Origin of the sequence: Pseudonocardia terrae, from assembly GCF_021343995.1 — a bacterium.
Lineage (GTDB): Bacteria > Actinomycetota > Actinomycetes > Mycobacteriales > Pseudonocardiaceae > Pseudonocardia > Pseudonocardia terrae.
On record NZ_JAJTTE010000036.1, the window covers coordinates 1 to 13413 of the forward strand.

At 76.5% G+C, this 13413-nt stretch carries 13 protein-coding genes; 9 read left to right on the forward strand and 4 right to left on the reverse strand.

Features of this window, described 5'->3' with window-relative positions; genetic code table 11:
- Nucleotides 1-870: EsaB/YukD family protein (locus LWC33_RS22615; RefSeq protein ID WP_233306442.1), on the reverse strand; the 870-nt coding region annotated here is incomplete at its 3' end.
- A 195-nt stretch (nucleotides 871-1065) separates the two neighbouring features.
- Here LWC33_RS22615 and eccCa point away from each other — a divergent pair.
- The 7 genes from eccCa (at nucleotide 1066) to glmM (ending at nucleotide 9325) form a co-directional block, all read left to right on the forward strand.
- Nucleotides 1066-4674 (forward strand): type VII secretion protein EccCa, encoded by a 3609-nt coding sequence (gene eccCa, locus LWC33_RS22620; RefSeq protein WP_233306443.1) that lies wholly within the window; start codon nucleotides 1066-1068, stop codon nucleotides 4672-4674.
- On the forward strand, nucleotides 4671-5858 hold the full coding sequence (locus LWC33_RS22625; RefSeq protein WP_233306444.1) for a type VII secretion-associated protein: 1188 nt from the start codon (nucleotides 4671-4673) through the stop codon (nucleotides 5856-5858). The genes eccCa and LWC33_RS22625 overlap by 4 nt, the downstream gene beginning before the upstream one ends.
- Nucleotides 5859-6059: 201 nt before the next feature.
- A complete protein-coding gene (locus tag LWC33_RS22630; RefSeq protein ID WP_233306445.1) occupies nucleotides 6060-6389 on the forward strand; it encodes a WXG100 family type VII secretion target in 330 nt (109 codons plus the stop codon).
- Nucleotides 6390-6393: 4 nt separating this feature from the next.
- Nucleotides 6394-6681, forward strand: coding sequence for a WXG100 family type VII secretion target (locus tag LWC33_RS22635; RefSeq protein WP_233306446.1), 288 nt, complete (start codon nucleotides 6394-6396; stop codon nucleotides 6679-6681).
- A gap of 272 nt (nucleotides 6682-6953) precedes the next feature.
- On the forward strand, nucleotides 6954-7397 hold the full coding sequence (gene rplM / locus LWC33_RS22640; protein ID WP_233306447.1) for a 50S ribosomal protein L13: 444 nt from the start codon (nucleotides 6954-6956) through the stop codon (nucleotides 7395-7397).
- Between the two features lie 32 nt (nucleotides 7398-7429).
- Nucleotides 7430-7966 carry a 30S ribosomal protein S9 gene (rpsI, locus tag LWC33_RS22645; RefSeq protein ID WP_372476673.1) on the forward strand — a complete coding sequence of 179 codons (537 nt, stop codon included), beginning with the start codon at nucleotides 7430-7432 and terminating at the stop codon, nucleotides 7964-7966.
- A gap of 12 nt (nucleotides 7967-7978) precedes the next feature.
- On the forward strand, nucleotides 7979-9325 hold the full coding sequence (glmM, locus tag LWC33_RS22650; protein WP_233306449.1) for a phosphoglucosamine mutase: 1347 nt from the start codon (nucleotides 7979-7981) through the stop codon (nucleotides 9323-9325).
- Between the two features lie 14 nt (nucleotides 9326-9339).
- On the opposite strand, the gene LWC33_RS22655 is transcribed toward glmM, so the two are convergent.
- The 3 genes from LWC33_RS22655 to LWC33_RS22665 all read right to left on the reverse strand — a co-directional run bounded on the left by LWC33_RS22655 (nucleotide 9340) and on the right by LWC33_RS22665 (nucleotide 10872).
- Nucleotides 9340-9732, reverse strand: a complete 393-nt coding sequence (locus LWC33_RS22655; protein ID WP_233306450.1) for a hypothetical protein — start codon at nucleotides 9730-9732, stop codon at nucleotides 9340-9342.
- Nucleotides 9729-9971 carry a hypothetical protein gene (locus LWC33_RS22660; RefSeq protein WP_233306451.1) on the reverse strand — a complete coding sequence of 81 codons (243 nt, stop codon included), beginning with the start codon at nucleotides 9969-9971 and terminating at the stop codon, nucleotides 9729-9731. Before LWC33_RS22660 ends, LWC33_RS22655 begins: the two co-directional genes overlap by 4 nt.
- 70 nt (nucleotides 9972-10041) lie before the next feature.
- The gene (locus LWC33_RS22665; RefSeq protein ID WP_233306452.1) at nucleotides 10042-10872 is read right to left on the reverse strand and encodes a poly(ethylene terephthalate) hydrolase family protein; all 831 of its coding nucleotides are present in this window, start codon (nucleotides 10870-10872) and stop codon (nucleotides 10042-10044) included.
- 199 nt (nucleotides 10873-11071) lie between these two features.
- On the opposite strand from LWC33_RS22665, the gene LWC33_RS22670 reads away from it, so the two are divergent.
- Together LWC33_RS22670 and LWC33_RS22675 are read left to right on the forward strand one after the other, a co-directional pair.
- Nucleotides 11072-11371 (forward strand): DUF4333 domain-containing protein, encoded by a 300-nt coding sequence (locus tag LWC33_RS22670; protein ID WP_233306453.1) that lies wholly within the window; start codon nucleotides 11072-11074, stop codon nucleotides 11369-11371.
- Nucleotides 11372-11401: 30 nt separating this feature from the next.
- Nucleotides 11402-12880, forward strand: a complete 1479-nt coding sequence (locus LWC33_RS22675; RefSeq protein ID WP_233306454.1) for an NAD(P)H-hydrate dehydratase — start codon at nucleotides 11402-11404, stop codon at nucleotides 12878-12880.
- The last annotated feature ends 533 nt before the right edge of the window (nucleotides 12881-13413 follow it).

The window sequence follows — 13413 nt, forward strand, 5'->3', positions numbered from 1 at the left end:
GCGATCTACACCACCTGATTCGTCGTCATCGTCATATGTGTTTATGAGACAGCCCCTTGCGCGGACCTGTGCGATCAGGTCGAGTGCCGCGGCGCCCAGCGCGGCCGCCGTCGCGGAGCCCGGCGTCATCAGCCAGCCCGCCGCCGCGGCAGGCGGCAGGGCGGAGAGGACCGCGACGAGTCTCCGCGCCCGATCCCCGACCCGTCCGGAGGTCGGCGGGCCATCGGAAGACTGCCAGCCGGTTGCGCTCGCGTTCACAGCTCCACCGGCCGCAGTGGCCGCCGTGGCGCCCGACGCCGCAACACTGGCAGCACCGCCTCCGGTCGCCGCGGACCCGGCCGCAGTCCGTGTGGTCAGGGTGATCCCCACTGCGCAGCGGCCACCCACCCGTGCTGCCACCACCAGCGCCCCCACCGCCGCCCCGATCCCGACCCCCACTCCGGCCGCGGCGACGACCACCCCGCTTCCGCGCACCCCCGCGAGCAGCACCGAGGCGACCGTCACCGCGACCAGGACGGCGACGGGGAGGACCCGTTCGCCGCCCGCCCGCGCCCCCTTCTCGACGGCCGCGGCGAGGGCCTCGGGCAGGTCGTCGAACCGCGGCGGGGGCGGCGGGGCGACCGCCGGGCCGATCCGCAGCAGCTCGCCGTCGTGCACCCCGAGCTGCGCGAGGGTGGCGCCGGGCGGCAGCGGCGCCCCGGCCGCGCCGTCGAGCCGCCACGGCAGCGGAGCCCGCCCCGCGGCGGGCACGGGCTCGCCCAGCAGCTCCCGCACCATCGGCACCAGCTCGGCCACGGCGAGATCGGCGGGCAGCGCGACGTCGAGCCGGCAGGCCGGGGCCAGCACCGTCACGCGGCGGTAGGTGTCCACCCACGACCTCCCGGTGTCCACGACTTCGGCGAAACGGCCCCGCGGGGCTGCCTCGCGTTGCGATCATCGGCCGCAGTATCGGCCGAACGGGTGTCCGCCCGCGGCCGTTCGGCGAAAGTGGGGCACGAGGTGGGGACGGTCGAGATCGCACGGCGCCGACGGCGGACGGCACCGCTGCCCGCCGGGGAGATCCGGGTGGAGCCGCCGCCGGAGCCGGAGCGGGCGGTCCCGCCCGGGCTGCTCGCCCGGGCGCTGCCGGTCGCGATGCTGCTCGGCTCGCTCGGTGTGGTCGCCGTGGGGCCGAGCGAGCCGACGACATGGGTGTTCGGCGGGATGTTCGCGCTGTCGTCGGTCGGCATGTTGCTCACCGGCGGCACCGCCCGCGGCTCCGAGCGCACCGCGACCCTCGACGAGGACCGCCGCGACTACCTGCGCTATCTCGCGCAGCTCCGGGAGCGCGCCGAGCGGGTCGCCGCGGCGCAGCGGGCGGCCCTGGAGGAACAGCACCCGCACCCCGCCGCCTGGCCGGAGGTGCTCGCCGCCGGGCGGCTGTGGGAACGCGACCCCGGCGACGACGACTTCGCGCACGTCCGCGTCGGCCTCGGCCCGCAGCGGCTGGCCACCCCGCTCCTGCCGCCCCGCACCGGGCCCGTCGACGGCGTCGAGCCCGTGAGCACCCGCGCGCTGCGCCGGCTGCTCGCGGGGCACTCGGTCGTGCCGGACCTGCCCGTGGCCGTCGACCTGCGGGCGGCGTCGGCGGTCTGGCTCGACGGGCCGCCGGAGCGGGCCCGGGCGGTCGCCCGGGCCGTCGTCGCCGGGTTCGCGCTCGGGCACGGCCCCACCGACACCCGCGTCGCGGCGCTCACCGGAGCGGCGGCATGGGACTGGGTGAAGTGGTTGCCGCACAACGCCCACGCCGTCGAGCGCGACGCCCTCGGCCCCGTCCGCATGATCACAGACGACCCCGATCGGCTGCGCCGGTGGTGGGCCGCGGACCCCGGGCCGCGGCACCTGCTCGTCGTCGTCGACGGACCGGCCGACGGTCCCGGGGCGTGGGCGGCGGCCGAGGGCGTGACCGTGCTGCGGGTCGGCGTGCCCGCGGCGCGGCGGGAGTCCGCGTCGGTCGTGCGGGTGCGGCTCGACGAGCCCGGCCCCGTCACCCGCCCCGACGAGCTCGACGAGGCCGACGCGCTCGCCCTCGCCCGCCGGCTCGCCCGGTACCGGCCCGCAGGCACCGAACGGGCCCGGCCGGCCGCACACGGCCTGCCGGACCTGCTGGGGCTGACAGGGATCCGGCCTGCGGAGGTCGCCGCGCTGCGGCGGTCGCGCGCGGCGGCGGACCGGATGCGGATCCCGCTCGGTCTCGACGACGCCGGCCGCCCGCTCCTGCTCGACCTCAAGGAGTCCGCGCGCGGCGGCAGCGGCCCGCACGGCCTGTGCGTCGGCGCGACCGGGTCGGGCAAGAGCGAGCTGCTGCGGACCCTGGTCGTCGGTCTGGTGCTCGCGCACGGCCCGGAGGAGCTGAACCTCGTGCTCGTCGACTTCAAGGGCGGCGCGACCTTCCTCGGCCTCGCCGGGCTGCCGCACGTCTCCGCCGTGATCACCAACCTGGTCGACGAGCTCGCCCTCGTCGACCGGATGGCCGACGCCCTCGAGGGCGAGATCCTCCGGCGTCAGGAGCTGCTGCGGGCCGCGGGGAACCTCGCCGGGATCGCCGAGTACGAGCGGGAACGCGCCGCCGGTCGGGCTCTGCCGCCGCTGCCCGCGCTCCTGGTCGTGGTCGACGAGTTCTCCGAGCTCCTCGCCCGCAGGTCCGAGCTCGTCGAGCTGTTCGTGACCGTGGGCCGGCTGGGCCGCTCGCTCGGGCTGCACCTGCTGCTGGCCTCGCAGCGGCTCGACGAGGGGCGGTTGCGCGGGCTCGAGTCGCACCTGTCCTACCGGATCGCGCTGCGCACCTTCTCCGCCTCCGAGTCGCGGGCCGTGCTGGGCGTGCCCGACGCGCACGCACTCCCGCCGATGCCCGGTGCCGCGATCCTGTCGGCGGGCACCGACCAGCTCGTCCGGTTCCGGAGCGCGTACGTCTCCGGGTCCGCGCCCGGGGGCGGGACCGTCGCCGCACGCCGGGCGCACCGGTTCACGGCGGCGCCTGTCACGGCACCGGAGCGGCGCCCCGAACCGACGGGGGAGTCCGTGCTCGACGCGGCGGTCGACGCCGTCATCGCGCTCGGAGGCCCTGCGGCACACCGGGTCTGGCTGCCGCCGCTCGACGAACCGCCCCCGCTCGACGAGCTCGCCGCCGGGTCCGCGCTGCGGGTACCCGTGGGCCTGGTCGACCGGCCCGCCAGGCAGCGCCGCGACCCGCTCGTCGTCGACCTCGCAGGCGCGGCGGGGCACGTCGCGGTGGCCGGCGGGCCGCGATCGGGCAAGTCGACGGCGTTGCGCACCCTCGGCGCCGCGCTCGCCCGCGCGCACACCCCGGCCGAGCTGGGCGTGCACGTCCTCGACCTCGGCGGGGGCACGCTCGCGGTGCTCGAGGAGCTGCCGCACGTCGGCACGGTCGCCGCCGACCCCGACCTCGGGCGCCGCACGCTCGCCGAGGTCGGCGGGGTGCTCGCCCGGCGCGAGGCGCGGTTCCGCGCGGAGGGCATCGGGTCCGTGGAGGAGTTCCGGGCGCGGCGGGCGGCCGGGGAGCTGGCCGACGAGCCGGCGTCGGACGTCCTGCTCGTCGTCGACGGCTACGCCGCCCTGACGGCGGAACCGACCGACGCGTCCGACCCGGCCGCCCGGCTCGCCGCGATCGCCGCGCGCGGTCTCGCGTACGGGATCCACCTGGCGGTGTCGGTCGGCCGCTGGGCCGAGCTGCGGCCGGCGCTGAAGGACCAGCTCGGGACCCGGCTGGAGCTGCGGCTCGGCGAGCCGGGGGACTCCGAGGTGGACCGCCGGCGGGCCGCCGGCGTGCCCGCGCGGCCCGGCCACGGCCTCGCACCCGACGGCGACGCGATGGTCCTCGCCGCGCCCGCCCGGCTCGTCCACCGGCCCGGGCCGCCGTTCCCGCCGGTCCGGGTGCTGCCGGCGCTCGTCCCCGCGGACCCCCTGCTCGACACCGTCGACGGCCTCCCGCTCGGCCTCGACGAGGAGCACCTGGAACCGGTCGTGCTCGACCCGGCCGAGCCGCACCTGCTCTGCTTCGCCGACGCCCGCAGTGGCAAGACGGCCCTGCTGCGCCTCGTGGCCCGCGGTGTCGCGGCCCGGCACACGCCCGAGCAGGCCCGGATCGTGGTGATCGACCCGCGCCGGTCGCTGCTCGGCGCGCTGCCCGCGGGCCACGTGATCGAGCACGCGGGCACCGCGACCGCGATCGCCCACGCGGGCCGCGAGCTCGCGGCGACGTTGCGCCGCCGGCTCCCCGGCCCCGACGTCACGCCCGAGCAGCTGGCGGCGCGCGACTGGTGGTCGGGCCCGGACGTCTGGGTGCTCGTCGACGACTACGACCTCGTCGCGCCGGCGGGCTCGACCGCGCCGCACCCCCTCGTGCCGCTCGCGGAGTTCCTGCCGCAGGCGGCCGACGTCGGGCTGCACCTGGTCGTCGCGCGGCGCACCGGCGGGGCCGCGCGGGCACTGTTCGACCCGGTCGTCGGGCGGCTCCGGGAGCTCGGCGGGCCCGCGCTCGTGATGCACGGCAGCCCGGACGAGGGGCCGCTGGTCGGGGCGGTGCGGGCCGGGCCCCAGCCGCCCGGCCGTGGCCTGCTCGTCGACCGACGGGGCGGTCCGCGGCTGGTGCAGGTGGCGTGGGCGGAACCATGACCCGCTCCTGCGAATCCGTCGGAATCGCCACCGTCGATGCCGGCGGTGGCGGCACGCGCGTGGCGGCCCGGGAGGACGGCCGGGCGGTGGTGCTCGGCGTGCTCCCGGCCGGCGTCCCGCCGGGTGCGGCGGCCGCGGTCTTCCTGCCCGGCGCACAGGCGGTCCGTCCGGGGCCGGTCCGCGGCCTGGTCGTCGACGCCGGCGCGTCGGGGACGCGGGTGCTGCGCGACGGGCGGCTCGTCCGCCAGGTCCCGGTGGGCGGCGTGCATCTCGACGCCGCCGTCCGCGCGCTGTTGCCCGCGCCCCCGCGCCGCGAGGCCGATGTCACAGTGCTCCGCGAGACGCTCTCGCTGCTGCCCTCCGCGACCGTCGGGACCGGGGCCGGGCGCGTCCGGGTCACCGCGGAGCAGGTGCAGGAGGCGCTTGTGCCGCTCCTCGCGCGGGTCGTGGCGGCCGTGCCACCGGGACCGGTGCTGCTGGTCGGCGGGGTGGCGCGGACCCCGCTGCTCGCCGCGCTGCTCGACGAGGCGGGCCTCGGGCCGGTCACGGTCGCGCCGCGACCGGAGGTGACGGCCGTGCTCGCGGCGCCCGAGCCGGCACGCGGCCGTGCGCCGGAGCAGCGGTCCCCGCTCCTCCCGCCACCGCTTCTCCTGCCCCCGCCCTTGCCCCGCCGCCGGCGGCTGCTCGCTGTCGCCGGGAGCGCGGTCGCGGCCGCGGGCCTGGTCGCCCTCGGCCTCCTCCTCCCCGACCCGCTGCCCGCGGACCGGCTGGTCCAGTACGGCTACGAGGTCGCCGTGCCGGAGGGCTGGACCCACGTCGGCGGCGCGCCCGAGCGCCGCCGCACCCTGCTCGCGCCCGCGGACCAACCGGACGGGACCGGGCTCGTGGCCGTCGAACGCACCCCGCTGGGCTACGACGCCGGCACCGAAGGTGCGCGGGCCCGGGCCGAGTTGCGCGACCGCTACGACCGGGGCGTCGCGGCCGGGCAGCGGCTCGGGGGCTTCCGTGAGGAGGGCGGCGCGCTGCGCTACGAGGAGCGCGACGGCCCGGCGACGGTCGAGTGGCACGTCCGGCTGCAGGGCACGGACCAGCTCAGCGTCGGCTGCCGGTACCCGCCCGGCGGGTCGGCGGCGGTCGCCCGGGCGTGCGCGGTCGTCGTCGCGTCGCTGCGGGTCCGGGACTGACCTGCCCCTTCACCCGGGGGTCCGGGACCGACCCCTTCACCATCGCGAACGGATCCCGCGAACCGCCTCGGGCCGGCGCCGCCGCTGCGAGGCTCGCCGCACCACAGCGTCGCACCACCACGGCGTCGCGCCACTACAGCGTCGCGCCACTACAGCGTCGCACCACCACGGCGTCGCACCACCACAGCAGGGGAGGACCTCATGACGAGCGGGATGACCGGGGCCGGCGGGTTCGGCACCACACCGGAGGAGATGGCCAGGGCCGGCGGCCGGGTGCTGGAGGCGGACGAGCAGGTGCAGGGCGAACTGAGTGCGCTGCGTTCCCGGCTCACGCCGCTCGCCGGCACCTGGCGCGGCGAGGCCGCCGCGACCTTCGAGTCGCTCATGGCCCGCTGGGACGCCGACGCCCGCGCACTCTCCGCCGCCCTGCACGGCATCGGCGAGGCGATCACCGGGTCGGGCCGCACGTACCGGCAGGCCGAGGAGGACCGGTCCGCCTCGCTGTCGGCCATCCGCGCGGCGCTGGGCTGACGCGATGGGCGAGATCAGGGTCACCTTCGCCGAGCTCGCCGCGGCGCGGACCGCCGTCGCGGGCACCGCCGCACGCATCACCGGTCGGCTCGACGAGCTGCGGAGCGAGCTCGCGCCGCTGGCCGCGACCTGGGAGGGCGAGGCCGCGACGGACTACGCCGCCCGCCAGCGGCAGTGGGACGCGGCCGCGGCCGACCTCACCGCCGTGCTCGCCCGGATCGGCGAGGCGCTCGGCCGGGCGGAGGAGGGCTACCGGCAGGTCGAGCAGGCGAACGCGCGCCGCTGGGCGTGACCGGCGGTGTCGCGGACCGCGCCCCCGCCCCCCGCGTGGGGAGTCGGGAACGGGGGCGCGTACCCTCGTTCGAGCAGGGCGTTCGTGGTCGGTGAGGGGGCGTTTTGACCTCCGTTTCGAGCGACGGGTACCCTGACTGTTCGTTGTGCGACGGGTGGAGACCCGCGCCGCCGCCGGCCCCGGTCGGTGGTCGGACGGCGTCCGCACCGGCGCACCAGAAGAGAGACTGACTTCGAGGCAGCTCCCGAGCCCGAGAACGACGAGGTAGACCCGTGCCCACGTACAGCCCCAAGCCCGGTGAGATCACCCGTGCCTGGCACGTGATCGACGCCACCGACGTGGTGCTCGGTCGACTGGCCACCCACGCCGCCACGCTGCTGCGCGGCAAGCACAAGCCGACCTACGCGCCGCACATGGACACCGGCGACTTCGTCGTCATCGTCAACGCGGAGAAGATCGCGGTCTCGGGTACGAAGCGGGACGACAAGTTCGTCTACCGGCACTCGGGCTTCCCGGGCGGCCTCAAGCAGCGCTCGGTCGGCGAGATGATCGAGGCGCACCCCGACCGGCTGGTCGAGAAGGCCGTCAAGGGCATGCTGCCCAAGAACCGGCTCGGCCGCGCGATGGCCAAGAAGCTGAAGGTCTACGCCGGCCCGTCGCACCCGCACACGGCCCAGAAGCCGCAGCCGTTCGAGATCACCCAGGTCGCCCAGTGACCTACCCCGAGAGCAACGAAGAGGGACAGAGCGTGAGCACCCCCGAGTCGCCCGAGCAGGAGGTCTACACCTCCGAGGCCGGCGACAACCTGGACTACACCATCGGCGAGGCCGCGTCGTACGACGAGGGCGAGACCGAGGCCGTCTCCGACGAGTTCGCCGTCGAGGCCCCGATCGTCTCCGACCGCCCGGTGCAGACCGTCGGCCGCCGCAAGGAGGCCGTGGTCCGGGTGCGGCTCGTCCCCGGCTCGGGTCAGTTCACGCTGAACGGGAAGTCCCTCGAGGTCTACTTCCCGAACAAGCTGCACCAGCAGCTGATCAAGGAGCCGCTGGTCACGGTCGAGAAGACCGAGCGGTTCGACATCTTCGCCAACCTCACCGGCGGCGGCACCTCCGGCCAGGCCGGTGCGCTGCGCCTGGCCATCGCCCGCGCGCTGGTCGAGGTGGACTCCGAGGACCGCCCGCCGCTGAAGAAGGCCGGCTTCCTCACCCGGGACGCCCGCGCCACCGAGCGCAAGAAGTACGGCCTCAAGAAGGCCCGCAAGGCGCCTCAGTACTCGAAGCGTTGATCCGGTAGCCGGATGCGTCGACTCTTCGGAACCGACGGCGTCCGGGGCCTGGCGAACGGCGAGCTCCTCACCCCGGAGCTCGCCGTTTCCGTCTCCGCCTCGGCCGCCCGTGTCCTGGCCGCCCACCGCGCCGCCGGGGACGAGCACCGGCCCGTCGCGCTCGTCGGGCGCGACCCGCGGGCCAGCGGCGAGATGCTCGAGGCCGCCGTGCTCGCCGGCCTCACGTCCGCAGGGGCGGACGCGGTGCGTCTCGGTGTGCTGCCCACCCCCGCGGTCGCCCACCTCGTGGACTCGCTGGGCGCCGACCTGGGCGTCATGATCTCGGCCTCGCACAACGCGATGCCGGACAACGGGATCAAGCTGTTCGCCGCGGGCGGGCACAAGCTGCCCGACGCGCTCGAGCTCGAGATCGAGCAGGGGCTCACGGCCGGGTGGACCCGCCCGACCGGTGCCGACATCGGCCGCGTCCGGGACCTGCCGGAGGCGCTCGACCAGTACGTCGCCCACCTGCTCGTCGCGACCCCCCGCCCGCTCACCGGGCTGAAGGTCGTCGTCGACTGCGCGCACGGGGCGGCCTCGGAGGCCGCGCCGACGGCCTACACCAAGGCCGGCGCCGAGGTCGTCGCGCTGCACGCCTCGCCGGACGGGCTGAACATCAACGCCGGTGTGGGCTCCACGCACATGGAGGCGCTGCAGGCCGCCGTTGTCGAGCGCGGCGCCGACCTGGGCATCGCGCACGACGGCGACGCCGATCGCTGCCTGGCCGTCGACGCCGAGGGCCGGATCGTCGACGGCGACCAGATCATGGCGATCCTCGCGCTCGCCATGAAGGAGTCCGGCGAGCTGGTCGAGGACACCCTCGTCGCCACGGTGATGAGCAACCTCGCGCTGCACCTGGCGATGAAGGCGGAGGGCGTCACGCTGCGCACCACCGCGGTCGGCGACCGGTACGTCCTCGAGGACCTGCGCGCCCACGGGTTCACCCTCGGCGGCGAGCAGTCCGGGCACGTCGTGCTCCCCGGGCACGCGACCACGGGCGACGGCCTGCTCACGGCGATGCGCCTGATGAGCCGCATGACCGAGACCGGCCGGACCCTGGCGGAGCTCGCGTCCGTGGTGCAGCCGCTGCCGCAGGTGCTGCAGAACGTGAAGGTGGCCGACAAGGAGGCCGTCGCGGCGTCGCCCGCGGTGGCCGAGGCGGTCGCGAAGGCCGAGGCCGAGCTCGGCGAGACCGGCCGCGTGCTGCTGCGCCCCTCGGGCACCGAGCAGCTGGTCCGGGTGATGGTCGAGGCCGGCACCCAGGAGCTCGCGGAGTCGACCGCAGGCCGGATCGCCTCCGTGGTGGCTGCGGCAGTCTGAGCCCCGCGCGGGGCTCAGGCCGGCCCGGCCGGCTCCCGCTCGTCGTGGAGCAGCGGGAGCCGCACGCCCCGGGCCTCGCCGGTCCGTCGGCCACCGGTACCCGGCAGGACCGGGCCGGTGGCGATGTCGATCGGGGCCGGGTCGGCGGACGTCTCGACCAGGACCGGTCCAGCCGGAGCGTCGACCGGGGCCGGGTCGCCGACGGTGTCGGGGGCGGGGCCGCGGGCCAGCTCGGCGACCGCGTCGGCCTGCCGGGCCAGCTCCCGCCCGACGAGGGCGAGCCGCTCGGCGAACTCGGCGCCGCGGGCGTCCCACCAGCTCGCATGCACGGTCCGGGCCACCCGGGCGGCGTCGGCGGCCGCGGCACTCAGCCGCTCGACCACGGCGTCGAGCTCCCGACGGCTCATCCGAGGGCACTCCCGGCGTCGGCCTCCGCCCGCCGCGCCGAGCCCGCCACCCGCCGGAACGTCTCGGCCGCCGTGACCACCTGAGCGGCGGCCTCCGCGACCACCCGTCCGATCTCGCGGCAGTCGTCGTCCGACCGGTGCAGCACCCGCGCGAGCTCCTCGAGATCGAGGCCCAGGACGGCGGCGTGGACGGCGGCCGCGTCGAGGCCGTCGGGATCGAGGTCGAGGTCCGGGCGCACGCGGTCAGGATGCGGGCGCCGGTGCCGGAAGCGGAGCGGATCGGCGCGATCGTTCGCGATCGCGAACGACTCAGGCCTGCGGGGTCTCCAGCACGGTGCCGGGAACCTTGCCGTCGACCAGGTCGTCGACCCGGTCCTCGCCGCACAGCTCCTTGAGCAGGAACGCGGTGACGAGCGCGCGCGTGATGCGCCGGGTCTTGGCGTTGGGGCCGCCGGAGAGCACCAGGTCCGACCAGTGCAGGCCCTCGAGGAAGTCCGTGTGCCCGGCCTTCGGCAGCCGGCGCACCCAGGTGGGGCCCGCGCAGGCCGCGGCGATCTGCTCCCCGTGCCCCGCGATCGGTGCGACGGTGTCGTTTCCCGCGACGATGTTCAGCGACGGCACCGTCACCGCCTTGGCCGCCTCGACCGGCGACGGGCGGGTCTGCGACGCCGCGATCGCCACCACCGCGGCCACCTTGGGATGTCCGGCGGCGGCCAGCATCGCGGCGCCCGCGCCGATGCCGTGCCCGGCGAGCGCCGTCCGCCGCGCGTCGACACTGATCCTGCCCTCGCCCAGCCGGACGCCGGCGCAGACGTCGAGCGTGGTCCGCAGGTCGGCGGAGAACCGGGCCACGCTCGGCAGCGGGCTGCCCTGCGATCCGGGCGCCGCCGCGACGATGCCCCACGAGGCGAGGTGGCGCAGCAGCTCGGCGTAGCGCGACACGGGCTGCATCCAGTCGTGCCCGAAGGCGACGGCGGCCAGGCCGAGCCCCTCGGCCGGCGCGAACACCACCCCGGGGATGCCGACGAGCCCGAGGTCGCCGCGCAGCACCTCGTTGGGGCCGGGCCGGGACAGCTGCTCCAGCGCGTCCTTGGCGTTCCGCAGGGCGGGAGGACGGGTGAACGTGCTGGTCCGGCTCACAGCGGAACCGTACCGTCGCCCGATCACCGCCGCCCAGCGGCGTACCCGGACGATCGCCCCGGTCGGGCTGCCCGCCCGCCGTGGGGTGGCCAGTGCGAGGCGAGGGTGTGGTAGCACCACTCCTGTCCCGCGGTGCGCGCGTCAATAGCGTTCTGACCAGGCCGGAAGGGGTCCGGCACCCATCCGAGAGGGACAGACGATGAACGCCAGGATCGCACGTACCATCGGCACGCTGGCCGCCGCCGGGGGCCTGCTCCTGGGCCTGAGCGCCTGCAGCATGTCGGTCTCGAGCGACGACGTGAAGTCCGAGATCACCCGCGTGGTGCAGGAGCAGCTGCAGACCGCGCCGAATTCCGTCGAGTGCCCGTCGGGCCTCGACGCGACCGTGGGCGCCACGCTGACCTGCCACGTCGTGGTGCCCCAGCGCAGCTTCGACGTCGTCGCCAAGGTGACGGCGGTCGAGGGCAGCGACGTCAAGTTCGACATCAACGAGGTGTAGCCGGGGCGGCCCGCGGCTAGCGTTCGCTCCATGCAGGGTGTGTGGACCGCGCAGCAGATCCGCGAGGCCGAGGAGGTGCTCCTGGCCCGGATGCCCGACGGCGTGCTGATGCGCCGGGCCGCCCACGGGCTCGCCCTCGGCGTCCGCCGGTTCCTCGGGGAGCGGCGCGGGCGGTCGACCGGGCGGCGGGTGACGTTGCTGGTGGGGGCCGGCAACAACGGCGGCGACGCGCTGTGGGCGGGGGCCGGGCTGCGGCGCGGGGGGCTGGCCGTCACCGCCGTGCTGCTCGCGCCGGACCGCGCCCATCCGGAGGGGCTCGCGGCGCTGCGCCGGGCGCACGGGCGGGTGCTGGGGGCCGAGGACCCGGCGGCGCGGGAGGCGGTGGCCGGCGCCGACGTCGTCGTCGACGGGATCGTGGGGATCTCCGGCAAGGGCGCGCTGCGCGAACCGGCCGGCGCGCTCGTCGAGGCCGCGGGGGCGGCCGGGGTACCGATCGTGGCCGTCGACCTGCCCAGCGGCGTCGACGCGGACACCGGCACGACCGAGGGGGCCGCCGTCCGGGCAACGTTGACCGTGACGTTCGGGGCGCTCAAGCCGGTGCACGTGCTGGCGCGGCCGCGGTGCGGGGAGGTCGTGCTCGTCGACATCGGGCTCGGCCCGCACCTGCCGGAGCCGCACGCGTGGGTGCTCGACACCGCCGACGCGGGGGAGCGCTGGCCGATCCCCGGACCCACCGACGACAAGTACACGCAGGGCGTGGTCGGCGTGGCCGCCGGGTCGGCCACCTACCCGGGCGCCGCGGTGCTGGCGACCGGGTCCGCGGTGCTCGCGACCAGCGGCATGGTCCGGTTCGCCGGCACGGCCGCCGACGTCGTCCGCTCGCACTGGCCCGAGGTCGTCGGCACCGACGACCTCGAGCAGGCCGGACGCACCCAGGCCTGGTCGGTGGGCCCCGGCATCGGCACCGACGACGCCGGGTACGACCTGCTCGCCGGCGTCCTCGCCCGGGACGTCCCCACCTGTATCGACGCCGACGGCATCACCCTGCTCGCCGAGCACGAGGACCTCCGGCGGACGGTGCGGGGCCGGTCGATCGTGCTCACGCCGCACGCCGGGGAGTTCGCGCGGATGGCGGGCGACGTGGGCGCCGACCGGATCGGCGCCGCGCGGCGGGCCGCGGCCGAGCTCGACGTGACCGTGCTGCTCAAGGGCAACGCGACCGTGGTCGCCGACCCGGACGGGCGCGCGCTGGTCAACCCCTCCGACAACGCATGGGCCGCCACCGCCGGCTCCGGCGACGTCCTCACCGGGATGGTCGGCGCGTTGCTCGCCGCGGGACTGGAGCCCTGGTGGGCCGCGGGCTGCGCGGCCCACGTGCACTCGCGCGCCGCGACGCTCGCGGCGGAGCGGGTGGGCGGGGAGCCGGCCGTCCCCGCCCCCGCCTCCACGCTCCAGGCGGCGATCCCGGCCGCCATCCACGAGGTGCGGAAGGCCGCGCTCGGGGAGTGAGGGCTGCGTCGACATGATCGGCGGTCGGGTGCGGAGGGGTGAGAGCTGCCGCGTCTTGATCGGCGGTTGGGTGCGGAGAGAGCTATGCCGGGAGCCGTGGGTGCACGGGTTCGCACATCTTGTGTCGGTGGTGTTCCGTCGGGCCACTCCGCCTCGCTCATCCGCTCGGGAAAGCCCCTCGCTCGAGTCCGCGGGGGCCGTCGACGGGGTGTCACCGGGGCGGGCGGGTGGAGTCGGATGTGAGGGGCGCAGGGCCGCCGTGATCGCACCAGACCGGTGATCAGCGTCGGCAAGGTCGCCGATTCCGTGCACAGGGGGTTTCGCTGACTGCCGGGGATGTACACATTTGCTGATCTTGCGTCGCGTGGGTCGGGCTGGGCCCGAGTCTGGGTCGAGATCGCCTGCTGTGGCCGGCACATCCATTCCGGCACATCCGATCCGCCTCGGCCGCAGAGCGCAGGAATTCGGGGCGCGGGTTGCCGACGGGTGTGGCCCGACCGGGCAGGTGCGGCAGGCGGGCTGGCCGACGCAGG